We start from the raw sequence: 26,595 nt of genomic DNA on the forward strand, positions 1-26,595 counted from the left end.
GAGAGGTTGGCCGTGGGTCCGGTAATGTTAGATGTCGCAGGTTATGAACTGGATGCGGAAGAGCGAGAAATTCTGGCTCATCCTTTAACTGGCGGGCTGATACTGTTCACGCGCAATTATCATGATCCCGCCCAGTTACGGGAACTGGTGCGCCAGATTCGGGCCGCTTCCCAGAATCGCCTGGTCATTGCAGTGGATCAGGAAGGTGGGAGGGTACAGCGTTTTCGTGAAGGATTCACCCGCATTCCTGCCGCACAATCCTATGCTGAACTATTGGGCGTGGAAATAGGCGGGCAGGTAGCGGAAGACGCGGGCTGGTTAATGGCGAGCGAAATGATTGCCATGGATATTGATATCAGTTTCGCACCGGTTCTGGATATTGGTCATGGCAGTGCGGCAATTGGCGAGCGTTCTTTTCATGCTGATGGGCAGATTGCGTTGGCAATGGCACGCAGTTTTATGCAGGGTATGCACCAGGCTGGCATGAAAACTACTGGGAAACATTTTCCAGGACATGGTGCAGTCAGTGCTGATTCCCACAAAGAAACACCGGTTGATAATCGCCCTGCGAGCACTATTCGTGAACATGATATGGCGATTTTCCGTTCCCTTATAAATGAACAGGCGCTGGATGCTATAATGCCTGCTCATGTCATTTATTCAGAGTTCGATAACCGCCCTGCCAGTGGTTCGCCTTGGTGGTTGCAGAAAGTATTGCGTCAGGAGTTGGGTTTTAATGGCGTCATTTTTTCTGATGATTTGTCCATGGAAGGGGCTGCTATTATGGGAAGTTATCCTGAACGGGCTAAGGCTTCCCTTGATGCAGGTTGTGATATGGTTCTTGTTTGTAATAATCGCAATGGCGCTGTTAGTGTTTTGGATAACCTGTCACCGATCAATGCAGAGCGTGTTACGGGTTTGTATCATAAAGGTTCTTTTTCCCGTCAGGAACTCCTGTCATCAGAGCGTTGGAAGTCAGTAAACAAGAAACTGACAGAGCTTGATGCACAATGGCAGGCAAGGAAGGCGGGGCAGTCATAGTGCCTGAGCGGCAAAAACTGGTACGGTGAGGATGCGATGATTATCTATTTACACGGTTTCGACTCAAACAGTCCTGGTAACCATGAGAAGGTATTGCAACTCCAGTTTATTGATTCAGATGTCCGTTTGATCAGTTACAGCACGCTGCACCCGAAACATGATATGCAGCATTTGCTTAAAGAAGTGGACAAAATGTTGCAGCTTAATGTTGATGAACGTCCGCTGATTTGTGGTGTTGGCCTTGGAGGGTTTTGGGCTGAGCGCATAGGGTTTCTCTGCGATATTCGCCAGGTTATTTTTAACCCTAATTTACATCCTTATGAAAATATGGAAGGGAAAATAGACCGTCCGGAAGAGTATCTTGATATCGCCACTAAATGTGTTGATAACTTCCGCGAGAAAAACCGTGATCGCTGCCTGGCTATTCTTTCTCGGCATGACGAAGCGCTGGACAGCCAGCAATCTGCTTTGTTGCTGCACCCTTATTACGAAATAGTCTGGGATGATAGCGAGACACATAAATTTAAGAATATTTCCCCGCATCTGCAGCGTATTAAAGCTTTCAAAACTCTCGGCTAACGCCTCCATTACTTTCCTGTAACCCCCTCAGGCTGGCCATTGTCCAGCCTTTTTGCTTCAAATTTAGCCAGAAAAATTTGATTCATATCAAATTTGGTATGACCAATGCACCGTTCGTGATATTCTCAGGCAGTTTTGAATGATTCGATTCAGCAACTTGTTGTTAATTAAAAGTTATTTTTTATAACCATTACTTAACAATTGGTTAATAATTTGAGGGGGTCACGTTGACTACACCATTAAAAAAAATTGTGATTGTTGGCGGTGGTGCTGGCGGACTTGAGCTGGCAACTCAGTTAGGAAAAAAACTGGGCCGCAGCAAAAAAGCGAAAGTGACATTGGTTGATCGCAACCACAGTCATTTATGGAAACCTTTGCTACATGAAGTGGCAACGGGTTCGCTGGATGAAGGCGTGGATGCCCTGAGTTACCTTGCCCATGCACGTAATCACCATTTCCAGTTTCAATTGGGTTCTGTCGTGGACATCAACCGCGAAGCGAAAGTGATTACCATCGCTGAATTGCGCGATGAAAAAGGTGAGCTGCTGGTTCCTGAGCGCAATTTGCCTTATGACACACTGGTAATGGCGTTGGGCAGTACGTCTAACGATTTCAATACACCTGGTGTAAAAGATAACTGTATTTTCCTTGATAACCCACACCAGGCACGCCGTTTCCATCATGAAATGCTTAATCTGTTCCTGAAGCACTCTGCTAACCTCGGTGCCAACGGGAAAGTGAATATTGCCATTGTTGGTGGTGGGGCGACAGGGGTTGAGCTTTCTGCCGAACTTCATAACGCAGTGAAACAGTTGCATAGCTATGGCTATAAAGGCCTGACTAACGAAGCGCTGAATGTCACACTGGTTGAAGCTGGTGAGCGTATTCTTCCAGCCTTGCCACCAAGGATTTCTGGTGCAGCGCATAACGAGCTGACCAAAATGGGCGTTCGTGTTCTCACCAAAACGATGGTAACCAGTGCACAAGATAACGGCCTGAATACCAAAGATGGCGAATTTATCGAAGCGGACCTGATGGTATGGGCTGCGGGTATCAAAGCACCCGATTTCATGAAAGAAATTGGTGGTCTGGAAACAAACCGAATTAACCAACTGGTTGTTGAGCCAACATTACAGACCACTCGTGATCCGGATATTTTTGCGGTGGGTGACTGTGCCTCCTGCGCCCGACCGGAAGGTGGTTTTGTCCCGCCTCGCGCTCAGGCCGCACACCAGATGGCAACTTGTGCAATGAATAATATTTTGGCGCAAATGAACGGCAAGGAACTGAAGCCATACACCTATAAAGATCATGGTTCTCTGGTATCACTGTCGAACTATTCAACCGTAGGCAGTCTGATGGGTAACCTGATGCGTGGGTCAATGATGGTTGAAGGGCGTATTGCGCGTTTTGTCTATATTTCACTTTACCGTATGCACCAGATAGCGCTGCACGGTTATTTTAAAACAGGGCTTATGATGCTCGTTGGGCGAATCAACCGCATTATTCGCCCAAGGTTGAAGTTGCACTAATTGTTACGGTTATCCGTATTAGAAAGGCTCCTGAAAAGGAGCCTTGAGTCTGGTGACAAACCTCATGTCCGTACATAACGAGAGGATGTCACCCAATAAGAAATAAGGAAAATCAATTCATTGATTTTCGGCTGCTAACTAAAAAGAAGGAAAAACCACGCTTTTCCCTTCTTTTTCATCAATCTAAAGGCTCCTGAAAAGGAGCCTTTTTGCTTTTAGACGATAATACCTCCCAAAATAATCTGTTACTCACAGCCTGTGAAAAAGCGATAACTCTGGGAAAACCTTATTATTTGGAGGGGAAATTATCTCTTGATATCTGTTATTACTCTTAACCAGGATAAATCTCAATTATATTCAGATACCCTGATTTTCTCTTTTCGTCTGATCCCGGTTCCCTGGATTTTTAATCACAATGTAAACCTGTCTTATCAGGAGGTGTCCTGTGAATAAATCAATGTTAGCGGGGATTGGTATTGGTGTAGTTGCGGCTACGGGAGTGGCGGCTGTTGCCGGGCTCGATGTATTCCACAGTGGGCCGGAATATGCACAAGTGATTTCATCAAAAGCCATTACTTCCACAGTGAAGACTCCCCGCAAAGAATGCCGTAACGTGACTGTTACCCATCGCCGCCCGGTGCAGGATGAAAACCGCATTGCCGGTTCAGTTCTTGGTGCGGTCGCCGGTGGTGTGATAGGCCACCAGTTTGGCGGTGGGCACGGTCGCGATGTTGCGACTGTCATTGGTGCATTAGGCGGTGGTTATGCTGGAAACCAGGTTCAGGGATCAATGCAGGATAAAGATACCTACAGCACCAGTGAACAGCGTTGTAAAACGGTTTACGATACCAGCGAGAAAACGTTGGGGTATGATGTCACTTACCAAATCGGTGATCAACAAGGCAAAATCCGCATGGATCATAACCCAGGTAGCCAGATACCGCTGGATAAAAATGGCCAACTAGTTCTGAGTGATTCAGCGAATAGGTCCTGAATTACTCTCCCGGCATAACTATAAAAGACCTGCGTCAAGACAGGTCTTTTTAGCGGTTAGTCAAAGCAAATCCTGCCTTTTAAACCAAAGTCCGCCCGTAATAATAACGGCAAGAATAGCGAACAAAGAAGAGCTACCACATATCAACCAAAGTCCGAACAACAACGAAATAACGGCCAGTACTTTGAGCATGGGTAATAGCAAAATCATTCTGTCTTCCTTCTGCTGTGTGTCCAATAAATTGCTTTGTATAAAGCAAAGGAATGAAATGCTTGTTCAGTGTAGGGCGCGGAGTGAACTAGGTAAGATAATTATTAGTGTGTAAATAATCCGCATTGTACCTATTAAATTTAGGTTAACAATATGGATATATTTAATCGTTTTTGCCTATTTATTGGAGGGAAAGAGAGTGATTCTCTTTTGCAATGGATACGTCAACAGGTGAAGGAGAACTGAGGCTAAACACGCAGCCTCAGTTCAGATTTGAAGCTAATTCTAATTGGTAACACCTGGTAGTGAAATGAGGGATGTATTAATTATTGCTTCAAGGGTTTCAAACGATGCACCTTCACGGGCACTGACAGACATACCCTGTACCACACAGGAAAGATAATTCCCCAGGACTGTACTTTGGCAACTTGCGGATAACTCACCCCGGGCCTGGCGTTGTGCCAAAAACGTAATCAGGGTTTGAGCCTGTTCTGCATGGCGCAGCCTGATCATTTCCGCCACTTTAGCGCTTGATGCAGCCAGTGCTGAAGAGGTGGTGACAATAAAGCAGCCTTGTGGTGTCTCTTTGCTGGTGTAACACAGCGCTATAGCCACCATATAATCTTTTAATGCCTGAGCCAGCGGTTTATCACTGGCAAATAATTGTGCCTCATGTTGCGAAACGAAACGCGTGATGTATCGGTCAAGAACAGCCCGGAATAATCCTTCTTTATTGGTAAACTCTGCATAAAGCGTGGGTGCTTTTGCACCTGTCGCTTCAACTAAATGTGACAGTGATGTGGCCTCATAGCCATGCTGCCAGAATAATGCCATGGCTTTATCCAGTGCGTCTTCCCTATCGAACACTTTTGGACGGCCACGGCTTTTTTTTACACAACCAGGAACATCAGTTGTCATGATGCCGTTTTACCTTTATGTCGTTAAGTGAGGCAACATTATAGGGCTCTGGACATTTATGAACCAGAAGAAAAACGAAAAATAAAAAATACCTATGATATTGAATATACTATTTTTATTTATTTTATATCGATTGTTAATAAATTAATACCGAAAGCAGTGAGGTGTTATATTTAACTATTAATCATTGCGTAAAATTAACGCTAACCTGCAAACAATTAAAAATGAGGGAAACCATGTCGGTTTCCCTACAGCGGCATTGGTCGTTGTAACCGCCAGCGTTGTTTTGCTGTACTGGCGGTTGAGTATCGCCTAGCGGGAAATTATGCGTGGTGGTGTCTGGCTGAGTCTGTTTTACACCCGTTAAGGCAGGCCTTTTGTTATTACAACGGTTGAACTTCTTCCCAATGTTGGTGGAGGGTTACGTTGACTGGCATACCCGCTCTTAACTGCAAAACTTGCTGGGTAACATCTGTGTTGACTTTCGGGGAACCCAGCACAGACTGGTCGCGTACCGATACAGTTAATGGCAAGGTCTGTGGGTCGTCATCCAGAGACTGGGAAAGGGGTTGATGTACTTCAACCCAGTATTGTCCGCCAGGTTCATGGCTGGTTTTGACTGGTTCATTAATAATACGAACGGGCGTGCCCGGTTTCACTTGCTTAAACAGCGTGGCAATATCGTTGTCTCGCAGGCGAATACAACCAGAACTGACTCGCATACCAATTCCAAAGTCAGCATTGGTACCGTGAATCAGATAAACCCCGCCATATGCCGCCAGGCGAATAGCATGGTGGCCCATCGGGTTATCCGGCCCGGCAGGGACCACTGCTGGCAATTCAATACCCTGCGCGAGATACCGTGTACGAATATTTTTTGTCGGTGTCCAAGTGGGGTTCTCCCGCTTTTCAGATACCTGTGTAACCATTGTCGGGGTGAAGGTATCGCCACCTAGCTGGCCAATACCAATCGGGTAGATATTCACCCGGTTGCTACCGGGGGGATAATAGTAGAGGCGCAATTCCGCAAGATTTATCACTATGCCTTCACGCGGGGCTTCGGGGAGTAATACCTGATGTGGAATGGTGATAACACTACCGGGTAAAGGGAGCCAGGGGTCGACACCTGGGTTTGCCTGTAATAAAGCGAGAAAACCAACATCGTACTGGCTGGCGATGTTCTCCAGTGAGCCGCCATCATCCTTCACGACATGGAACTTATTTTCCCCAACCAGGCGGCTTCCCGCAGTTGGCAAGGGCCAGCTTTTAGCATAACTGGTGCTATTGCACAGGGTGGCTAACAGTAGCAGAGCGCCACCGGCAAGCGATTTGCGTTTCAGGAAAAACCAACGACGGCTTCTTGATGATTTCTGCTTGTTTACTGACATGCCCAAAGGTTTCCTTCACTTATCGAACCCAAAAGCAAAATTATGGTGCAGGCGGGTGTGAGGATTTCCTGGTGTAATGCAATATTTTGTAAAACTTAACGCAGCCACCAGCAACTGAGAGGCCGCTGGTGGCAGGGTACAGGCCATCAGGCCAGGGCGTTTTCTGCAAGTTGTTGCATGAATTTCCTGACCCAGTCAATACGCGTTTTACGCTCAGACAAATCAACAAAGAACTTTAGGCGGGTGGGCCCATCAAGGCGCCAGGTCTGGGGTTGCTTTTGTAACAGTCCGATTAACCAGCCAGGATCAACACTGTTTTGTGGCGCAAACTCCAGCATACCGCCTTTCTCATTGGCCTCTATTTTGCGTACTCCCATTTTTTGAGCTTGCTGGCGCAAGGCTGCAATATCCAGCAGATTGCGTGCCGGGTCAGGTAATAAACCGAAACGGTCAATCAGCTCCACTTTAATTTCATCCAGTTCACCCGGCAGTTTCGCGCTGGCAATGCGTTTATAAAGCGAAAGCCGTGTATTGACGTCGGGAATGAAATCTTCAGGTAGCAAGGCTGGCATACGCAATTCAACCTCAGTTTGCTGGCTGGTCAGATCCTCAAGAGAGGGCTCGCGACCTGCTTTCAGCGCGTCAACCGCATTTTCGAGCAGCTCCATATATAAGGAGAAGCCGACAGTTTCCATCTGCCCACTTTGGTCTTCACCCAGTAATTCACCCGCACCGCGGATCTCAAGGTCGTGAGTTGCCAGTGCAAAACCAGCACCTAAATCTTCCAGAGAGGCAATGGCTTCAAGCCGCTTTTGCGCATCGGGTGTCATCGCTTTTGGATGGGGGGTAAGCAGCCAGGCATAAGCCTGGTGGTGAGAGCGACCAACACGGCCGCGTAACTGGTGTAATTGAGCCAGGCCGAAATGATCGGCGCGCTCAATGATAATGGTATTTGCTGTCGGGATATCAATGCCGGTTTCGATAATCGTTGTACACACCAGCACATTGAAACGCTGGTGGTGAAAATCGTTCATGACCCGTTCCAGTTCCCGCTCACGCATTTGGCCGTGACCAATGGCGATACGTGCTTCTGGTACCAGTGTGGCCAGGCGCTCGGCCGCTTTCTGGATATTTTCGACATCGTTGTATAAGTAATACACCTGGCCGCCACGCAAAATTTCGCGCAGGATGGCTTCACGAACAACCAGACTGTCGTATTCACGGACAAAGGTTTTCACTGCGAGGCGGCGGGCAGGTGGTGTGGCAATAATGGAAAGATCACGCATACCACTCATAGCCATATTAAGTGTGCGGGGGATTGGTGTCGCAGTCAGTGTCAGAATATCGACATCGGCACGCATGGCTTTGATTCGCTCTTTATGGCGAACACCGAAGCGGTGCTCTTCATCGACAATTAATAATCCCAGGTCTTTCCATTTTACGTCACTTTGCAATAACTTGTGCGTGCCAATCAGAATATCGATTTTCCCCTCGCTTGCCTGTTCGAGGATCTGGGTTTGCTCTTTAGCGCTGCGAAAACGGGAGAGCATTTCAATACGCACTGGCCAGTTGGCGAAACGGTCGCGGAAGTTGTCGAAGTGCTGTTGCGCCAGCAATGTAGTGGGAACGAGTACAGCCACTTGCTTATGGTTTTCGACTGCCAGGAAGGCAGCGCGCATGGCGACTTCTGTTTTACCAAATCCCACATCACCGCACACCAGGCGGTCCATTGCCAGAGGCTGGCACATATCGCTCAGCACGGCATTAATAGCCTGAGACTGGTCGGGTGTCGTTTCAAAAGGAAAGCTTTCACAAAACATTTGGTACTGCTGGCGGTCATGTTTAAAAGCAAAACCAGCTTTAGCAGCGCGTTGAGCATAAATATCCAAAAGTTCCGCCGCTACATCACGCACTTTTTCTGCTGCTTTCTGCCGTGCCCGGCTCCAGGCATCACCACCTAATTTGTGGAGCGGTGCATTTTCTTCGGCACCACCGGCATAGCGGCTAATCAAATGTAATGATGAAACGGGTACATACAACTTGGCGTCATTTGCATAGGTGAGCATCAGGTATTCAGCAGTGATCCCACCCGCTTCCAGTGTTGTCATCCCGGCATAGCGGCCCACACCATGTTCCAGGTGAACGACGGGTTGGCCCGGATGCAATTCGGCAAGATTACGAATCAGTGTGTCGGGATTTAGTGTTCGGCGGTTATCCTGGCGACGGCGGGCTACACGTTCACCCAGCAAATCGCTTTCGCAGATAAATGCCCGCTGGCGTGCCGTATCTATAAAACCTTTCTCACTGGCTCCGATCATCAGGTAGCGGCCATTACCTGTTGCTTCGCTGAGTCTGTTAATCGTGGTTAATCGGAGCTTGATGCGCCCCATTAATTCCGCCAGTGTTTCACGGCGGCCTTCACTTTCAACCGAGAACACGACTGGCCCGGTGAATTGTTCTAAAAATTTGCGCAGATTATCAAGCGGCGCTTTTTGCTGAGCCTGAACAGCCAGGTCAGGCAGCGCATGGTAGCCAAGGTTTGTATTGGCTGATTTCTCCGCTAACAACTCCGTTTTTAGCTGGACGCGTGGCCACTCTTTCAGGGCGGCGAACAGGCCATCGGTTTTCAGCCACAGTGAATCCGGTGGTAATAATGGGCGCATAGGGTCCACGCCCCGGCTGCTAAAGCGCGCAGTTACATCCTGCCAGAAGCGCTCGGCACTGCCTTCTGTATCTCCGGTTGTCACAATCAGGCTGTTTGCCGGGAAATAACGGAACAGGTCGCTTAGCGGCTCGTTGAAAAACAGCGGTTGCCAATATTCAATCCCGGTTGGCAGAGTACCTTTACTGATTTGCTGGTAAATATGCTCCGGGTCGCGTTTTACTTCGAACTTATCGCGCCACTGGCTGCGAAAAATTTCGATAGCAGCCTGGCTGGTGGGGAATTCATGGGCAGGCAGTAAGTGGATATTTTCCACTTCTTCCTGAGTCCGCTGGCTGTCGACATCAAAGATGCGCAGGCTGTCTATCTCGTCATCAAAGAAATCAATGCGATAAGGGTTTTCGCTGCCCATCGGGTAGAGATCCAGTAATGCCCCACGGGTAGCGTATTCACCATGTTCCATAACCTGATCGACATGACGGTAGCCGGCCTGTTCCAGTTGGTCGCGCAGGATATCCCGTGACAGACGCTGGCCTTTTTTCATCAACAACGCATGGCCATGAAGAAAACTATGTGGGCAAACACGCTGCATGAGCGTACTGACGGGCAGAATTAATACCCCTTTATCCATTGCTGGAAGCTGATAAAGCGTGGCGAGGCGCGCAGAAATAATATCCTGATGGGGTGAGAAACTGTCGTAAGGCAGGGTTTCCCAGTCAGCAAGGTTGGACACCGGGCCATTATAAAACTGGCGAATTTCATCCTGAAGGCGAAGTGCATTTTGCATATCTTGCGCAATCAAAATGACAGGGCCTGTATGGCGTTCAGCCATTTCAGCAACTTCGGTGGCACAGGCAGCCCCGGTTAATTCACCAAGCTGGCGGACATCACCTGCACGCACGGGCAGGGTATAACGGTAGTTTTCCGACATAGCAGATATAAGGGGTCTCATTGCTGGCCCGGGAACAGCAACGGCTGCATCCTCGCTGGGCGTGTTCCTGAAATCGTGCCGTTATTATCCTTGTTCGTTGGCGAGAAGCAACCCGGTGTCGGGGGATTCATTATGAGTAAAAGCTGTGTAGCCAGGATAATAAATGCCCCCTCGTTGCGTGCATACATTGTGGTAAGGGGGCAATTAATTTTGATAATACCTTACTCATCCTTTAATAAATGCAAGGATATCATTATTGATTGTTTCCGCATGGGTTGTCAGCATGCCATGAGGGAACCTTGGGTAGATCTTCAGTGTGCTGTTTTTCAGCAGTTTATCCTGCAACAGTGCGGCATCTTTATAAGGCACCACCTGGTCATCATCTCCCTGCATTACCAGCACTGGCACAGTAATCGCTTTCAGGTCTTCTGTCTGGTCTGTTTCTGAAAAAGCTTTGATACCCTCATACTGTGCCAGTGCAGAACCCATCATGCCTTGCCGCCACCAGTTAGAAATCATGCCTTCCTGCACTTTCACATCTGGCCGGTTAAAGCCATAGAACGGGCCGGATGCGACATCGAGATAGAACTGAGAACGATTATCTGCAAGTGCTTTACGAAAGCCGTCGAACACGCTGAGCGGTGTGCCTTGCGGGTTACTGTCTGTTTTAACCATCAAAGGTGGTACGGCGCTCATCAGAACGGCTTTAGCAACACGGCCATTTGGCTGTCCATACCTGGCGACATAACGTGCTACTTCACCACCACCCGTTGAGTGGCCCACATGAATGACATTGTGTAAATCCAGGTGGGCAACAACAGCTGCAGCATCAGCGGCATAGTGGTCCATATCATGGCCGCTACTGATTTGAGAAGACCGGCCATGCCCCCGGCGGTCGTGGGCGATAACACGGAACCCCTTGCTCAGGAAAAACAGCATTTGTGCATCCCAGTCGTCTGCACTTAACGGCCAACCATGGTGAAACATAATTGGTTGGGCATCACGCGGGCCCCAGTCTTTATAGAAAATTTCCGCGCCATCTTGAGTCGTCAATGTAGCCATGTTCATTTCTCCAGTTGTGGACTGAAATAGTTGGGCTGCAGATGTAAAGGGTAGTACAACCATTAGTGCTGTAGCTGTTCCCCACTTAATAACATCCCGCCTGCTCATATTTGCAAAGTGTGTACCGGTAGTTTCATTCATATCCGGTCTTCCTCCCGGCGCTTGTTCAGAGACCGGTAACGTTTTGACAGGGGTTAAGATAGACTGCCGCACTGGGTTTGAAACGAGGCGAAAATGACATTGTAAGGGGCAAAACAGACAAATGATAAAAACAGCGAACGTGGTGGCTGAAATCGGCCTGCTGATTTACCCAGATTGCCAGTTAGCCGCGATTTATGGGCTGACTGACCTGTTCAGAATCTCTGGAGAGTGGGCACAGGGCGATACTGAGTCTGGCTCTTTTTCGGCTATCCGGGTATCTCACTGGCAAGTTGAAAATGAGGGCGAAACCGTAACCTGCATCTGGGACAGCCACCCAGATGAACCCCATGTGCTGGCGCATATCATCGTACCACCGAGTATTGTTATGCCTGAAAACATGCATATTCCACACGCCGCTGCTACCTGGATGAAAGCGCAGCATGCTCAAGGGAGCACGCTTTGCTCGGTGTGCGCGGGCGCATTTATCCTGGCAGAAACCGGGCTGATGGATGGCCGACGCGTCACGACTCACTGGGCGTTTGCCCGGCAACTGGCTGCCCGCTACCCCGAAGTTAATGTAGCTGAAGACAACATGGTCATTGATGATGGTGACATCATTACCGCGGGTGGCATTCTTGCCTGGGCTGATCTGGGGTTATCCCTTGTTCAGCGCTTTTTGGGGGCAGAAGTGATGCTGTCAACAGTGCGTTTCTTGCTACTCGACCCACCGCGCCAGTATCAGCGGCCTTTTGCCGTTTTTATTCCCCAGTTTAACCATGGCGATGACGTTATCTTGCGTGTTCAGCACTATTTACATGCCAGCGCTGGAGAACCGCAGGTGATTTCTGCACTGGCTGAAAAAGAAGGGATGTCTGAGCGAACATTTTTACGCCGCTTTACTAAGGCGACAGGGCTACGTCCGGTTGAGTACCTGCAACAAATACGCATTATGAAAGCGCGTGAAGCGCTTGAACTGACCGTGCAGCCTGTGGAACAGATAGCCTGGCAAGTTGGCTATAAAGACCCGGCGGCTTTTCGCAAAATATTCCATAAATTAACTGGATTGACACCAGGCACCTACCGCCAGCGGTTCAGTGTGCTTGCCGCAAATTTAACCGGTGACATGCAGTAAGTGCACAGAGCGGATACGGCAATGTACCCGCTCTGGCATAGGGAGTTAACGTGCGGGGCTTTGTTCTGCCACAGGTAATGGTGGCGTAAAGAGAACATCGCTGAACAAGCGTTGGGACACTTTGCGCGCCGCCATCCCCACGGCGGTACAAATAGCCAGGCTGACAAACGGATAGACCAGAAGAATTCCGAGAATCACGGGGGTAGAAAGCACATCGCCTTTGATTAACGACAACGTCCACAAACTTAATGCTTCGATGAGAATACGGTGCGTGGTGTAAATTGCGATGGTGTTGGTACCTAGCTGATTCATCACACTACGCTCTGTTGGCTGCAACTTGCCTTCCAGTAACCAGAATGCGCGCATGATCAGCACAATCGACAGTAGCGAGAGGAACAAGTTAATTTTCAGGTTATACATGGCAAAAGACAAAACAATTGCAGCCGTGAACCACAATAGATTATCCCGTAATGCATGCGTTTTTATCCAGGGAACCAGTTGCGCACCGAACCATGCTCCGGTGGCATAGTAGACCAGGTTGCGAATAACACTGTTCATGCCCCAAAACGGTGTCGGGAAAAAATTAATAGCAATGCTTATTAGCATAATTAAAGGCAATAACACGGCCTTATAGCGGGAAAATAACTTGCACAGCGGAAAGTAGACAATCAATGCGTACAAATACCATAAACTGGTGCTGGCTGTGCTCATTCGAGCCATGAAATCAGCCGTTGTTTCAGAGTAAGCGGCATTTTTGGTACTTAATATTTTTTCTGGTGCCAGCCACTGGTTAATACTCACCAGCGAAAGCCACTGAATTACACCCCATAAAGCCAGAACATAGAGTATCGGCCACACGCGTTTACGCATACTGTTCCCCCAGGGAACATCATTGATATAGCGGGTGATTAAAAAACCAGAAATAAAGAAAAACACCGGCATACGAAATGGTGCCATATACAGGTTCAGGTAAACCCAGCACTTGGCTAAAAATACGCTGTGGCTATCCTCCATTTGTAGCAGATACGGATAAAAGGTAATCACAGAGTGGTAAATAACAACCAGACAGATACATAAACCTTTTATCTGGTTAATCCAGAGGGCTTTGGCTTTCATAATTAATCCTGCAATACAACGAAAACCACAGCATAAGAAAAGTTCCGGAAATACACCCATAGCATAAGTCTGTATTTCCGGCAGTCTAAAAGACTTTAAGAAAATCCTCACAAGCCGGGAGGAAATGCCGAATGTCCTTATTCGGCTCAGAGGGCGGTTATCGGTCGGAAAGTTGTTGGTACTGGGCAAAACGTTGTTTGGCGTCCTGGTGCGTTTTTTCAAACAGTTCGTTTGCCATTTCCGGATACTGGCGGGCGAGTGCGGCATAGCGAACTTCGCCCATAAGAAATTCCTGGAAATCTTCTTCCGGCTCTTCGGAATCCAGGGTGAACGGATTTTTCCCCAGGGCCTCACGGGCAGGGTCGTAGCGCCACAGGTGCCAGTATCCTGCATCGACCGCTTTTTTCGCTTCCCGCATACTGCATCCCATACCGGCTTTCAGCCCGTGGTTGATACAAGCTGCATAAGCAATAACCAGCGAAGGGCCAGGCCAGGCTTCTGCTTCCATAATGGCTTTGAGAGTTTGTGCTTTATCTGCCCCCATAGCAACTTGTGCGACATAAACATTGCCGTAACTCATTGCCATCATCCCCAGGTCTTTTTTGCGAGTGCGTTTCCCATCGCTGGCAAATTTGGCTATCGCTGCTACTGGGGTTGATTTGGATGACTGGCCACCCGTATTGGAGTAAACCTCGGTGTCAAACACCAGAATATTAATATCTTCACCACTTGCCAGCACATGGTCGAGGCCACCAAAACCAATATCGTAAGCCCAGCCATCACCACCAAGGATCCACTGAGAGCGACGAGTCAGATAATCTTTGTTCTGATAAATGCGCGCCAGTGTGGGATGGCTTTCGTGTTCACTTGCCAGATAAGTCAGCAATTCATCACTCCACTGACGGCTGCCTTCGCCTTGTTTCTGGTTTTCAAGCCAGGTGGCCATTGCATCACGCAGCGGTTGACTGACCGGTAACGAAATAGCGGCTTCCACATCGCTGACCAGTTGTGAACGAATTGCCTGCCCGCCTAATGCCATACCCAGACCAAATTCGGCGTTGTCCTCAAAGAGCGAGTTGGACCAGGCTGGCCCATGACCTGCATGGTTAGTGGTATAAGGTGTCGAAGGTGCGCTGGCACCCCAAATCGAGGAACATCCGGTCGCATTGGCAATCATCATGCGGTCGCCAAACAGTTGCGTGATAAGCCGGGCATAAGGGGTTTCACCGCAACCGGCACAGGCACCTGAAAATTCCAGTAACGGGGTTTCAAACTGGCTACCCTTAACCGTGCTCTTACGGAATGGATGCGGTTTGAGGGGCAGTTCCATTAAGCGAGCCCAGACTTCGGTTTGCGCATTAGGCACACTGAGTGGTTCCATCGCCAGCGCTTTACCCCGTGACGGGCAAACATCCACGCAGTTACCGCAACCGGAACAATCCAGCGGTGATACAGCCAAATGATAGTGCCACTCTTTGGCACCTGTTGCCGGGCGGGCAAGCAGTGTTTCAGGCAATGTTGCGCGCTCTTCTTCTGTCATTAATACCGGGCGAATAGCCGCATGGGGGCAGATGAAAGCACACTGGTTACACTGTGTACAACCTTCAGCCTGCCAAACCGGAACAGACAGAGCGATGCCGCGTTTTTCCCATGCACTGGTGCCGGAAGGGAAGCTGCCATCTTCACGCCCCTGGAAAGCACTTACCGGCAGGCTGTCACCTTGCTGGCGATTCATTGGCTGAACAATATTGCGAATAAATTCCGGTACCAGCATCGTTGAAGCGGGTGTGTGGTCGCTGGCATCAGCCCAACTTGCCGGGAGCGCAATTGCAGTGATAGCACCCATTCCTTTATCAATTGCCGCATTGTTCATTGCAACAATTTGCGGGCCTTTTTTCCCGTAACTTTTTTCTACGGCGGCTTTAAGATAACCTGCCGCTTCTTCTTGCGGCATAATCCCGCTGAGTTTGAAGAACGCCGCCTGCATTATCATATTAAACCGCCCGCCAAGGCCAAGTTCGCGGGCAATATCTACTGCATTGATGGTGTAAAGGTGAATATCCCGTTCTACCAGAGCACGTTTCAATGACGCCGGTAAGTGTGCATCCAGTTCTTCGGGTTGCCAGGTGCAGTTAAGCAGCAATGTTCCGCCAGGTTTAATCCCTTCCAGTAAGTCGTACTGGCTGACATAAGACTGTTGAGAACAAGAAACAAAATCCGCCTCCTGAATCAGGTAGGGCGAGGTGATGGGATGCTTACCAAACCGCAGGTGAGAAACGGTAATCCCCCCCGATTTTTTCGAATCGTAGGAAAAATACGCCTGAGCATACAGCGGTGTATGGTCACCGATAATTTTAATGGCGCTTTTATTGGCACCAACGGTGCCATCAGAACCCATCCCCCAGAATTTACAGGCAGTGATATCGTCAGATGCCAGGCGGGGCATAGCGGGAGGCACAGGCAGAGACATGCCTGTTACATCGTCGTCGATACCCACCGAGAAGTTATCCTGCGGGATACGGCGTTGCAGATTTAAAAAGACAGAGACCAGATGGGCAGGAATAATATCTTTGCCACCCAAACCGTAACGGCCACCGATTATCAGTGGGCGTTTTTCCTGTGCGTAGAAGGCGTTACGTACGTCCAGGCACAATGGCTCGCAGGGTGATCCTGGCTCTTTGGTACGATCGAGCACGGCAATACGTTTAACGCTTGCAGGTAATTCTGCCAGAAAATGGCTGACAGAGAACGGGCGGTAAAGGTGTACATTCAGAAAGCCGGTTTTATGGCCCTGCTGATTAAGGTAATCCACAGTTTCTTTCAGTGTTTCACAAACCGAGCCCATAGCAATGACAACATCTTCCGCATCCGGGGCACCGTAATAATTAAATAAACGGTAGTCACGCCCGGTAATGGCGCTGATTTGCCGCATGTAGTCCTCAACCAACTGCGGCAAAGCAAAATAGAAGGGGTTAGCCGCTTCCCGGCCCTGAAAATAGATATCCGGGTTTTGTGCGGTCCCGCGAACTACCGGGTGATCTGGGTGCAGTGCATTGCGGCGGAACTGGTTTACAGCATCACGGTCGAGTAACGGTTCCAGTTGGCTGTGTTCCAGCACCTCAATTTTTTGGATTTCGTGGGAAGTCCGAAATCCATCAAAGAAGTTAATAAAAGGCACCCGGCCTTTTATTGCGGCCAGATGTGCAACAGCAGATAAATCCATGACTTCCTGGACACTGCTTTCGGCAAGCATGGCACACCCGGTCTGGCGTACTGCCATTACGTCCTGGTGGTCGCCGAAAATGTTCAGTGCATGGGTTGCCAGTGCACGGGCACTGACATGAAATACACCGGGCAGCAGCTCCCCGGCAATTTTGTACAAATTGGGGATCATTAATAACAATCCCTGAGAAGCGGTGTAGGTGCTGGTTAAGGCACCTGCCTGCAATGCGCCATGTACGGCACCTGCCGCTCCACTTTCCGATTGCATTTCCACCAGGCGAACAGGCTGGCCAAACAGGTTTTTTTGCCCTTTGGCTGCCCACTCATCCACGTTTTCCGCCATCGGGGTGGACGGCGTGATGGGGTAAATTGCTGCGACATCGCTAAATGCATAAGAAATCCAGGCGGCGGCGGCGTTACCATCCATCGTCTTCATTTTCTGCGCCATATCATCATCCTCTTGCGAGACAGGAACCAGACCGCTGAGGTCTGATGTCAAAGGCGGGTAAGTTCCGCTATCAACCCAGAAAGCATGGTCTGTGCCATCCTGGTGTGTCGTTTTTAATCTTTTATTTTTCAGATAGATAGGATTTAACCTGCTTGGCAGGTAACGAAATTGTTATGGTGAGTTTGGGCGAAACAAGACATAACAGGCGACAACCTGTCGTGCTGTGAACAATCTGTGGGGTTTATCTCCTGATGTGGGTGGCCTGCAGCCATTTACCTTGAAAACAGGGTGCGGTGCATAAACTTTGTTAGCCTGCCACGCAATATTCCCTTCTCTATTACCGCGTATTTTTCCAACCGGGATCACATTGTGCCAGTGAGATTGCGCGCGCTGTCCACTTTGTCTTATTTACCACAACATACCTGACAATTGGTTCGGAGTTTGTCTTGTCTGCTGCGTAAATGTGACACAAGCGTACATAAAATAACCATAAAAATCATGGTGATATAAGTTTTTGTTCACGCTGGTACATTCTCTGCACTTATAGGAGTGGTAACACATCACTCACAGGAGAAATGATTATGGCAATGCGTCAATGTGCAATTTACGGCAAAGGTGGGATTGGTAAATCCACCACAACTCAGAACCTGGTTGCTGCCCTGGCTGAACTGGGCAAGAAGGTGATGATTGTGGGCTGCGACCCAAAAGCAGACTCAACTCGCCTTATCCTGCATGCAAAAGCACAGAACACCATTATGGAAATGGCGGCTGAAGTGGGCTCTGTAGAAGACCTGGAACTGGAAGATGTTCTGCAAATTGGTTACGGCAACGTTCGTTGTGCTGAATCAGGTGGTCCGGAACCGGGTGTGGGTTGTGCTGGCCGTGGTGTTATTACTGCTATTAACTTCCTTGAAGAGGAAGGGGCTTATGAAGACGACCTGGACTTTGTGTTCTACGACGTACTGGGCGACGTAGTATGCGGCGGGTTCGCCATGCCAATTCGCGAAAATAAAGCACAGGAAATCTACATTGTTTGCTCTGGCGAAATGATGGCGATGTATGCCGCCAACAACATCTCCCGCGGCATTGTGAAATACGCAAAATCCGGGAAAGTACGTCTGGGTGGGCTTATCTGTAACTCTCGCCAGACAGACCGTGAAGACGAACTGATCATGGCACTGGCAGAAAAACTGGGTACCCAGATGATTCACTTTGTGCCGCGCGACAACATCGTTCAGCGTGCAGAAATCCGCCGTATGACCGTCATTGAATATGACCCAACCTGCAACCAGGCCAACGAATACCGCGCACTGGCAAGCAAAATCATCAATAACACCATGAAAGTGGTTCCAACCCCGGTAACGATGGATGAACTGGAAGAGTTGTTGATGGAATTTGGCGTGCTGGAAGAAGAAGACACCAGCATTATCGGGAAAACGGCAGCTGAAGAAAACGCAGCCTGAGTCCATTTCACCTGCGGCGCAGGCTGTCTAAGGTCTGCAGCCGCGGAGATGAGGAGTAGAACATGTCAAGCACACTGACAGAGCAACATCAGGCGATTGTCGAGGAAGTCCTGGAAGTCTTCCCCGAGAAAACGCGTAAAGAACGCAGAAAACACATTATGTCCACCGACCAGGAAATGGAGTCTGTTGGCAAATGTATTATTTCTAACCGTAAATCCCAGCCAGGGGTAATGACGGTGCGTGGCTGCTCTTACGCAGGCTCCAAAGGCGTGGTCTTTGGGCCAATCAAAGATATGGCACACATTTCTCATGGGCCTGTTGGTTGTGGGCAGTATTCCCGTGCCGGACGCCGGAACTACTACACCGGTATGAGCGGTATCGACAGCTTTGGGACAGTGAACTTCACCACCGATTTTCAAGAGCGTGACATCGTGTTCGGTGGGGATAAAAAACTCGATAAAGTCATCGACGAAATCGAAATGCTGTTCCCGCTGACCAAAGGTATCAGTATTCAGTCTGAATGCCCGGTCGGGTTAATCGGCGACAACATTGAAGCCGTAGCCAATGCCAGCCGCAAAAAAATTGGCAAGCCGATTATCCCAGTGCGTTGTGAAGGGTTCCGTGGGGTATCCCAGTCTTTAGGGCACCATATTGCGAATGACGTCATTCGTGACTGGATCCTGGATAATCGCAAAGACCAGCCGTTTGAATCCACGCCTTACGATATCGCGATTATTGGTGATTACAACATCGGTGGGGATGCCTGGTCGTCACGTATTTTGCTTGAAGAAATTGGCCTGCGGGTTGTTGCTCAGTGGTCAGGTGATGGCACATTGATTGAAATGGAAAACACGCCACGGGTGAAACTTAACCTCGTGCACTGCTACCGTTCCATGAACTACATCGCACGCCATATGGAAGAGCAGAACAACATTCCGTGGATGGAATATAACTTCTTTGGCCCGACCAAAATCGCTGAATCATTGCGCAAAATCGCTGCTCAGTTTGACGAAACTATCCAGCAAAAAGCAGAAGAGGTGATTGCCCGTCATCAGGTCATGGCAGACACCATTATTGCCAAATACCGGCCACGGCTGGAAGGGCTCAAGGTGTTGCTCTATATCGGTGGTTTGCGTTCCCGCCATGTGATTGGGGCTTATGAAGATCTGGGTATGGAAATCATTGGTGCCGGGTTCGAATTTGCCCACAACGATGACTACGACCGCACATTACCAGAGCTGAAAACAGGCACATTGCTGTTTGATGATGCGAGCAGTTACGAGCTGGAAGAGTTCGTGAAAGCGCTCAAGCCTGACCTGGTTGCTGCTGGTATTAAAGAAAAATACATTTTCCAGAAAATGGGCATGCCTTTCCGCCAAATGCACTCGTGGGATTACTCCGGCCCGTATCACGGCTATGACGGCTTTGCCATTTTTGCCCGTGACATGGACATGACCTTGAATAATCCGAGCTGGAGCGCCCTGACGGCACCCTGGTTAAAAACCGCCTGAATTATCCTGATGACCCGTCAGTTCACAGATTTGTGGCGCGGGAGGAGCGAAAAAAATGAGTCAATCTGCTGATAACATTCAGCCCTGCTACCCCTTGTTCGAGCAGGATGAATACCAAGATTTGTTCCGGAGCAAACGGGCCCTCGAAGAAGGCCATGACCAAAAACGTGTCCAGGAAGTCTTTGAGTGGACTACCACTCAGGAATACCAGGATCTTAATTTCAAACGCGAAGCCCTGACCGTTGACCCGGCCAAAGCCTGCCAGCCATTAGGTGCAGTGCTGTGTTCTCTGGGTTTTAGCAATACCTTGCCTTATGTGCATGGTTCGCAGGGCTGCGTGGCATATTTCCGGACCTACTTCAGCCGCCATTTTAAAGAACCTATTGCCTGTGTATCGGATTCGATGACCGAAGATGCAGCGGTGTTCGGTGGCAATAACAACATGAACAGCGGATTGGAAAATGCGGCTGCATTGTACAAACCAGAAATGATAGCTGTATCAACGACCTGTATGGCGGAAGTTATCGGTGATGACCTCCACGCGTTTATCGGTAATGCGAAAAAAGATGGCCATGTTCCTGAAGATATGCCTATTCCCTTTGCCCATACGCCGAGCTTTATCGGCAGCCATGTGACGGGCTGGGACAACATGTTTGAAGGTGTTGCTAAAACGCTGAACGACCCGAATAAACCTGCAGCACCAGGAACGCGCCAAAAACTGAATGTGGTAACCGGTTTTGAAACCTATTTGGGCAACTACCGGGTTATTAAACGCATGATGGCGCAAATGGGCGTAGCTTGCAGCATTTTGTCAGACCCGTCTGAAGTGCTGGATACCCCGGCAGATGGCCACTACCGCATGTATGCGGGCGGCACCAGTCAACAGGAAATGCGTGAAGCAGGTGATGCTATCGACACGCTGTTGTTGCAACCCTGGCACCTGACTAAAACCAAAAAAGTGGTTCAGGAGTTGTGGAACCAACCTGCAACAGATGTTGCGGTTCCTATTGGCCTTGATGCGACAGATAAACTGCTGATGACCATCAGCTCGCTGACAGGGAAACCTATCGCCGACAGTCTGACACAAGAGCGTGGCCGGTTAGTCGATATGATGATTGACTCGCACACCTGGCTGCATGGTAAACGCTTCGCACTGTATGGCGACCCGGATTTCCTGATGGGGATGACTCAGTTTTTAATGGAACTTGGCTGTGAACCCACCACCGTTTTGTGCCACAACGGTAACAAACGCTGGATGAAAGCCATGAAAAAAATACTGGCAGACTCCCCTTACGGGCAGGAAGCTGAAGTGTATATCAACTGCGACTTGTGGCATTTCCGCTCATTGATGTTCACCAACAAGCCTGACTTTATGATTGGTAACTCCTACGGCAAGTTCATTCAGCGCGATACATTGGCAAAAGGTGAGCAGTTTGAAGTGCCTTTGATTCGCCTGGGCTTCCCGATATTTGACCGTCATCATTTACACCGCCAGGCAACCTGGGGCTACGAAGGTGCTATGACCATCCTGACAACGCTGGTCAATGCCGTCCTCGAAAAACTCGACAGGGACACCATGAAACTCGGCAAAACTGACTACAACTTTGACCTGATTCGTTAATGGTTTATGTCGCTGATCAAAGACCCGACGTTTTGTCGGGTCTCATAATGAGGAGGATGCCCTGTGCCAATGGTGATTTTTCGTCAGCGCGAACAGGCGCTGTATTGCTACATTGCAAAACTTGATCTTGAAGCCAAAGTGACTGCAATCGAGTTTGATAAGCATGATCACTGGGGCGGCCGGATTGAGCTGGAAGGCGGCCGGGCATATCACGTCCACCCGCAGGTACCCAGACCCGTTTTCCCTGTTTCACTTCGGGCCACACGTGCTGCGTTATAACAGGAGCAAGACAATGTCCAGTGATGATGAACTGTTCTGGCGTCTGTTTGCACTGATTCAGGTGCTGCCAGAGCTTCCCCCTAAGCAAGTGATTAGCTGGCTGGGTGGCGATAAAGCACAATCGTCCTCGTTAGGCTGGCTGGAAGGGCTGTCCATTTCGCAACTGGAAGCCACCTATCCTGGTGATGCTGACTGCATGACGTTTGCCCGCTGGCAACAGGTCTCGGCCTGTTTGCACGGTGAATTACCTGAACATTTAAGTGTTGTGCCGGCAACTCACCGGCCAGCGCAAATTCAGGCGGCGTTTGCCTCTCAGGATGGTCTCAATATTGATGGTCATTTTGGTCAGTGCCGGTTGTTCTTTATCTATGGTTTTGATGAAGACGGTTACTGGTTAACCGGACTGCGGCGTTTCGCCGCTGTTGCGGACCAGGAAGACAACGAAACCCGGGCAAGGCTGGTGGACGATTGCCAGTTGCTGTTTTGTGAAGCAATAGGCGGGCCAGCGGCGGCAAGGCTGATTCGCTATAACATCCATCCCATGAAAGTTACCGCCGGAACCACTATAGAAGATCAATGCCAGAGTGTGCTGCAAATGTTGACCAGCAGCCTTCCACCCTGGCTGGCACGTCGCCTTGGTCGGGATAACCCGCTGGAGCAACGTGTTTTCTGATAACGGCAACAATGAAGTCATAAAGATAAGTTCGGCAAAAAATCATTGCTTCTGGCAATGGATAAGCGGCTAAAAACCGCACGGTGTCACCGCCAGGTGCACCAAAAGTAGTACGTGATTCACACACTTCGGCGACAGACACTGTCGCCATTTTTTTGTGATGTCCATTCCTTTTGTTATAAATCCTACAAAATAAAAACAATAAAAATCAATAAGTTGATAATGGAATGACTATTGCACCTTACTTGTTACTGGGCCAACAACAAGGTGAGACTGCAATGAAAGGTAATGAAATACTGGCATTACTTGATGAACCTGCCTGTGAACATAACCACAAGCAGAAAATGGGATGCAGCGCACCCAAGCCCGGTGCGACTGTTGGCGGTTGCGCCTTTGATGGCGCCCAAATCACACTCTTACCTCTTGCTGATGTTGCGCATCTTGTCCATGGGCCAATCGGTTGTGCGGGTAGTTCATGGGATAACCGTGGGAGTCAAAGCTCTGGCCCGGATATCAATCGGCTGGGATTTACTACAGACCTGAGCGAGCAGGATGTCATCATGGGCCGTGGAGAACGGCGTCTGTTCCATGCAGTAAGGCATATTGTGGAGCATTACCATCCGGCAGCCGTATTTATTTACAACACCTGCGTACCGGCAATGGAAGGGGATGACATTGAGGCGGTTTGCCGGGCGGCAGAGCAGGATACCGGAACGCCCGTCGTGTGCGTTGATGCCGCCGGTTTCTACGGCAATAAAAACCTTGGTAACCGCATTGCTGGTGAAGTGCTGGTGAAAAAAGTGATAGGTCAGCGCGAGCCAGCGCCCTGGCCTGAGACCAGCCAGGTTGCGCCAGAACACCGCCATGATATTGGGTTGATTGGTGAGTTTAATATCGCCGGGGAGTTTTGGCAGGTACAACCTTTGTTGGATGAACTGGGTATTCGGGTTCTTGCCAGCCTCTCCGGGGACGGACGCTTCCAGGAAATCCAGACTATGCACCGTGCACAAGCGAACATGTTGGTTTGTTCTCGTGCGCTTATTAACGTAGCCCGCCTGTTGCAAGAGCGTTACCAGATACCCTGGTTTGAAGGCAGTTTTTATGGCATCCGGGCGATGCGTGATTCACTGCTCAAACTGGCGTCCTTGCTCAACGATGAAGATTTACTCAAACGTACAGAAGCGGTCATTGCTCGCGAGGAAGCCTGGGTTGAACAGGCATTACAACCGTATCGTGCACGCCTGGCTGGCCGAAAAGTCCTGCTCTACACCGGTGGTGTGAAATCCTGGTCAATCGTTTCGGCACTACAGGATTTAGGGATGCAGGTTGTGGCGACAGGGACACGAAAATCCACCGAAGAAGATAAGCAGCGTATTCGTGAATTGATGGGGGAAGACGCCATCATGCTCGAAGAGGGCAATGCGCGCACGCTGCTGGATGTGGTGTACCGCTATAACGCCGACATGATGATTGCAGGCGGTCGCAACATGTATACCGCGTGGAAAGCCCGCCTGCCATTTCTGGATATCAACCAGGAACGTGAACACGCCTATGCCGGTTATACCGGCCTGGTGGCAATGGCACAATCTTTGTGCCTGACGCTTGAAAGCCCTGTCTGGGCGCAATCCCATCAACGTGCGCCCTGGCTGGGCTAAGGCTGTGTTATGGCAACCGTAATTCGTAATCAAAAACCGCTGGCAACCAGCCCAATAAAAAGTGGGCAACCTTTGGGGGCTATTCTGGCAAGCCTTGGCCTGGAACATGCCATGCCGCTGGTTCACGGCGCCCAGGGATGTAGCTCTTTTGCCAAAGTGTTTTTTATCCAACATTTCCGTGAACCTGTTCCTATTCAGTCAACCGCGATGGACCCGACGACTACCGTCATGGGGTCTGACGAAAATATTGTCACGGCACTGACTACGTTATGCGGGAAACATTCGCCGGGCATTATTGTTGTGATAAGTACTGGATTGTCAGAAGCGCAGGGCGCTGATTTATCGCGGGCAATTGGGCAATTTCGGGAAACAGAGACGCGTTTTAAATCTGTCGCAATACTCACAGTGAATACGCCAGATTTTTACGGCTCGCTGGAAAATGGGTTTAGTACGCTGGTGGAGCAGGTTATCACCCAATGGGTGCCCGCTGAACCGCAACCACGGCAGCGGAACAAGCGCGTGAATATTTTACTGAGCCACAGTACAACTCCTGGCGATATCGAACTGATTCGCACCTATGTAGAAGCTTTTGGTCTGCAGCCTGTCATCCTGCCGGATTTGTCGATGTCGATGGACGGCCACCTGGCACTGGGAGATTTTACACCAGTCAGCCAGGGGGGCACGGCGCTGCGGGCGATAGAGCGAATGGGCCAAAGCATGGGCACCGTCGTGATAGGCGGATCATTGAGCCGGGCAGCAAGCCTGATGCAACAACGCAGCCGCGGCGATGTTCTGGCATTGCCGCATTTAATGACACTTGCCGAAGTCGATAAGTTTATCAGCTATTTGCACCAGCTTTCCGGCCATGATGTGCCTGACTGGATAACCCGCCAGCGCGGGCAACTGCAGGATGCCATGATTGACTGCCATTTGTGGCTTCAGGGGCGGCATATCGCGCTGGCAGGCGAAAGTGATGTGCTGTCTGCCTGGAGCGATTTTGCAGTTAGCCAGGGCATGGTTCCCGGCCCGGTTATTGCAGCCACCAATCAACAGGGGTTGGCAACACTGCCCGTTGACCAGGTAAAAATTGGTGACCTGGAGGATATGGAGAACATGCTGGCGTCCGTTCCGGCTGATTTATTGGTGTGTAATTCTCACGGAGCCGACCTGGCACAGCGCATGAAAATCCCGCTGATTCGTGCCGGTTTCCCCATTTATGACCAGATAGGCACGTTCCGACGTATGCGTCAGGGCTATGCCGGTATCCGCGATACATTATTTGAACTGGCGAATCTGATGCAGGAACGCCATCACCACACGCCAGTATGGCGCTCTCCTCTGAAACAACAATTTGCCGGCTCAGCCGATAAGGAGCAGGTCCATGCATCCTGTTAACCGTAATTTTCGTACTGTGTGCACCAGCGACTGGTCAATGCGTGTGGCATTCGCCAGTTCAGATTACCACCATGTTGACCAACATTTCGGTGCTACGCCAAGGATTGTGGTGTACGGCGTGCGTGAAGACCAGGTGACATTGTTAAAAGTGGTCGATTTCACCGTGGTATGTGGGCACCAGGAACAAAAACTCAATAGCCGTATTGAAGCCCTGGAAGACTGTGTATCTCTCTACTGCGTGGCAATAGGTGATGTGGTATTTCGCCAGTTGTTGCAGGTGGGCGTAAGGGCGGTTCGTGTCAGCCCGGGAACGCCTATCGCTCAATTGCTGGAACAAATTCAGGCCTGTTGGGCGGAAAACGAACAACGTACTCAACGTCGCCAACGTGAACCAGACCGTTTCGAACGTCTGCTGCAAGAAACGCATTGGGAAGAAGATGCCAGTCAGTAGGGCTGATGTCATTTCTGTGACAAACCCGACATAAATGCCCACATTGCGGATTTACAAACTTGATGATTTTTACTTTTCTGATTGTTTTAAAAGAGTTTTTTATATGGCATCGCATTTGCTGATACTTAAAGCGCAGGCTGATAAAACACAGCAGGCGACATGACAACAACG

19 protein-coding genes are annotated in these 26,595 nt (G+C 49.6%); 13 read left to right on the forward strand and 6 right to left on the reverse strand.

Translation table 11 applies throughout. From position 1 onward, the window contains the following. Window positions 1–12: 12 nt before the first annotated feature. From nagZ to LC084_RS04880, 4 genes are all read left to right on the forward strand, one after another. Complete coding sequence (nagZ, locus tag LC084_RS04865; protein ID WP_226569840.1) at window positions 13–1,041, forward strand: beta-N-acetylhexosaminidase; 1,029 nt, start codon at window positions 13–15, stop codon at window positions 1,039–1,041. A 36-nt stretch (window positions 1,042–1,077) separates the two neighbouring features. Continuing rightward, window positions 1,078–1,620, forward strand: coding sequence for an alpha/beta hydrolase YcfP (gene ycfP, locus LC084_RS04870; RefSeq protein ID WP_226569841.1), 543 nt, complete (start codon window positions 1,078–1,080; stop codon window positions 1,618–1,620). Between the two features lie 227 nt (window positions 1,621–1,847). Beyond that, complete coding sequence (locus LC084_RS04875; protein WP_226569843.1) at window positions 1,848–3,152, forward strand: NAD(P)/FAD-dependent oxidoreductase; 1,305 nt, start codon at window positions 1,848–1,850, stop codon at window positions 3,150–3,152. Between the two features lie 445 nt (window positions 3,153–3,597). Beyond that, the gene (locus tag LC084_RS04880) at window positions 3,598–4,146 is read left to right on the forward strand and encodes a glycine zipper 2TM domain-containing protein (RefSeq protein ID WP_226569845.1); all 549 of its coding nucleotides are present in this window, start codon (window positions 3,598–3,600) and stop codon (window positions 4,144–4,146) included. Window positions 4,147–4,641: 495 nt separating this feature from the next. Here LC084_RS04880 and LC084_RS04885 read toward each other — a convergent pair whose 3' ends face one another. From LC084_RS04885 to LC084_RS04900, 4 genes are all read right to left on the reverse strand, one after another. Then, on the reverse strand, window positions 4,642–5,274 hold the full coding sequence (locus tag LC084_RS04885; RefSeq protein WP_226569847.1) for a TetR/AcrR family transcriptional regulator: 633 nt from the start codon (window positions 5,272–5,274) through the stop codon (window positions 4,642–4,644). Window positions 5,275–5,657: 383 nt separating this feature from the next. Then, complete coding sequence (locus tag LC084_RS04890) at window positions 5,658–6,662, reverse strand: L,D-transpeptidase family protein (protein WP_226569849.1); 1,005 nt, start codon at window positions 6,660–6,662, stop codon at window positions 5,658–5,660. Window positions 6,663–6,808: 146 nt separating this feature from the next. Beyond that, window positions 6,809–10,255, reverse strand: coding sequence for a transcription-repair coupling factor (gene mfd / locus LC084_RS04895; protein WP_226571136.1), 3,447 nt, complete (start codon window positions 10,253–10,255; stop codon window positions 6,809–6,811). A 225-nt stretch (window positions 10,256–10,480) separates the two neighbouring features. Beyond that, complete coding sequence (locus LC084_RS04900) at window positions 10,481–11,317, reverse strand: alpha/beta fold hydrolase (protein ID WP_226569850.1); 837 nt, start codon at window positions 11,315–11,317, stop codon at window positions 10,481–10,483. Between the two features lie 262 nt (window positions 11,318–11,579). Between LC084_RS04900 and LC084_RS04905 the strand changes: the two genes are divergently transcribed. Continuing rightward, window positions 11,580–12,590 (forward strand): GlxA family transcriptional regulator, encoded by a 1,011-nt coding sequence (locus tag LC084_RS04905; protein ID WP_226569852.1) that lies wholly within the window; start codon window positions 11,580–11,582, stop codon window positions 12,588–12,590. A gap of 45 nt (window positions 12,591–12,635) precedes the next feature. Here the strand turns inward: LC084_RS04905 and LC084_RS04910 are convergent, their stop codons facing one another. Both LC084_RS04910 and nifJ read right to left on the reverse strand, forming a co-directional pair. Beyond that, window positions 12,636–13,706: an acyltransferase family protein gene (locus LC084_RS04910; protein WP_226569854.1), complete on the reverse strand. Its 1,071-nt coding sequence runs from the start codon at window positions 13,704–13,706 to the stop codon at window positions 12,636–12,638. Between the two features lie 157 nt (window positions 13,707–13,863). After that, on the reverse strand, window positions 13,864–17,376 hold the full coding sequence (nifJ, locus tag LC084_RS04915) for a pyruvate:ferredoxin (flavodoxin) oxidoreductase (RefSeq protein ID WP_226569856.1): 3,513 nt from the start codon (window positions 17,374–17,376) through the stop codon (window positions 13,864–13,866). Window positions 17,377–17,957: 581 nt separating this feature from the next. Here nifJ and nifH point away from each other — a divergent pair. From nifH to LC084_RS04955, 8 genes are all read left to right on the forward strand, one after another. After that, window positions 17,958–18,839, forward strand: coding sequence for a nitrogenase iron protein (gene nifH, locus LC084_RS04920; protein ID WP_226569858.1), 882 nt, complete (start codon window positions 17,958–17,960; stop codon window positions 18,837–18,839). 62 nt (window positions 18,840–18,901) lie between these two features. Next, window positions 18,902–20,350 carry a nitrogenase molybdenum-iron protein alpha chain gene (nifD, locus tag LC084_RS04925; protein WP_226569860.1) on the forward strand — a complete coding sequence of 483 codons (1,449 nt, stop codon included), beginning with the start codon at window positions 18,902–18,904 and terminating at the stop codon, window positions 20,348–20,350. A gap of 55 nt (window positions 20,351–20,405) precedes the next feature. After that, the gene (nifK, locus tag LC084_RS04930; protein WP_226569862.1) at window positions 20,406–21,971 is read left to right on the forward strand and encodes a nitrogenase molybdenum-iron protein subunit beta; all 1,566 of its coding nucleotides are present in this window, start codon (window positions 20,406–20,408) and stop codon (window positions 21,969–21,971) included. 63 nt (window positions 21,972–22,034) lie between these two features. Then, the gene (locus LC084_RS04935; protein WP_226569864.1) at window positions 22,035–22,250 is read left to right on the forward strand and encodes a NifT/FixU family protein; all 216 of its coding nucleotides are present in this window, start codon (window positions 22,035–22,037) and stop codon (window positions 22,248–22,250) included. A gap of 13 nt (window positions 22,251–22,263) precedes the next feature. Next, a complete protein-coding gene (locus tag LC084_RS04940) occupies window positions 22,264–22,923 on the forward strand; it encodes a NifB/NifX family molybdenum-iron cluster-binding protein (protein ID WP_226569866.1) in 660 nt (219 codons plus the stop codon). Window positions 22,924–23,201: 278 nt separating this feature from the next. After that, complete coding sequence (gene nifE, locus LC084_RS04945; protein ID WP_226571137.1) at window positions 23,202–24,578, forward strand: nitrogenase iron-molybdenum cofactor biosynthesis protein NifE; 1,377 nt, start codon at window positions 23,202–23,204, stop codon at window positions 24,576–24,578. A 9-nt stretch (window positions 24,579–24,587) separates the two neighbouring features. Then, on the forward strand, window positions 24,588–25,973 hold the full coding sequence (gene nifN / locus LC084_RS04950; RefSeq protein ID WP_226569867.1) for a nitrogenase iron-molybdenum cofactor biosynthesis protein NifN: 1,386 nt from the start codon (window positions 24,588–24,590) through the stop codon (window positions 25,971–25,973). Continuing rightward, window positions 25,960–26,424 (forward strand): NifB/NifX family molybdenum-iron cluster-binding protein, encoded by a 465-nt coding sequence (locus LC084_RS04955; RefSeq protein ID WP_226569869.1) that lies wholly within the window; start codon window positions 25,960–25,962, stop codon window positions 26,422–26,424. Before nifN ends, LC084_RS04955 begins: the two co-directional genes overlap by 14 nt. The last annotated feature ends 171 nt before the right edge of the window (window positions 26,425–26,595 follow it).

The organism is Mangrovibacter yixingensis, assembly GCF_020523985.1.
In the GTDB taxonomy this organism is placed as follows: Bacteria; Pseudomonadota; Gammaproteobacteria; order Enterobacterales; family Enterobacteriaceae; genus Mangrovibacter; species Mangrovibacter yixingensis.

Coding starts and splice junctions, on each gene's coding strand:
- mfd (WP_226571136.1), bottom strand. CDS start 10,255: ATGTCGGAAAACTACCGTTATACCCTGCCCGTGCGTGCAGGTGATGTC.
- LC084_RS04955 (WP_226569869.1), top strand. CDS start 25,960: ATGCATCCTGTTAACCGTAATTTTCGTACTGTGTGCACCAGCGACTGG.
- nifN (WP_226569867.1), top strand. CDS start 24,588: ATGGCAACCGTAATTCGTAATCAAAAACCGCTGGCAACCAGCCCAATA.
- LC084_RS04885 (WP_226569847.1), bottom strand. CDS start 5,274: ATGACAACTGATGTTCCTGGTTGTGTAAAAAAAAGCCGTGGCCGTCCA.
- LC084_RS04940 (WP_226569866.1), top strand. CDS start 22,264: ATGTCCAGTGATGATGAACTGTTCTGGCGTCTGTTTGCACTGATTCAG.
- nifH (WP_226569858.1), top strand. CDS start 17,958: ATGGCAATGCGTCAATGTGCAATTTACGGCAAAGGTGGGATTGGTAAA.
- LC084_RS04905 (WP_226569852.1), top strand. CDS start 11,580: ATGATAAAAACAGCGAACGTGGTGGCTGAAATCGGCCTGCTGATTTAC.
- LC084_RS04900 (WP_226569850.1), bottom strand. CDS start 11,317: ATGGCTACATTGACGACTCAAGATGGCGCGGAAATTTTCTATAAAGAC.
- LC084_RS04910 (WP_226569854.1), bottom strand. CDS start 13,706: ATGAAAGCCAAAGCCCTCTGGATTAACCAGATAAAAGGTTTATGTATC.
- nifE (WP_226571137.1), top strand. CDS start 23,202: ATGAAAGGTAATGAAATACTGGCATTACTTGATGAACCTGCCTGTGAA.
- nifK (WP_226569862.1), top strand. CDS start 20,406: ATGAGTCAATCTGCTGATAACATTCAGCCCTGCTACCCCTTGTTCGAG.
- LC084_RS04890 (WP_226569849.1), bottom strand. CDS start 6,662: ATGTCAGTAAACAAGCAGAAATCATCAAGAAGCCGTCGTTGGTTTTTC.
- nifD (WP_226569860.1), top strand. CDS start 18,902: ATGTCAAGCACACTGACAGAGCAACATCAGGCGATTGTCGAGGAAGTC.
- ycfP (WP_226569841.1), top strand. CDS start 1,078: ATGATTATCTATTTACACGGTTTCGACTCAAACAGTCCTGGTAACCAT.
- nifJ (WP_226569856.1), bottom strand. CDS start 17,376: ATGGCGCAGAAAATGAAGACGATGGATGGTAACGCCGCCGCCGCCTGG.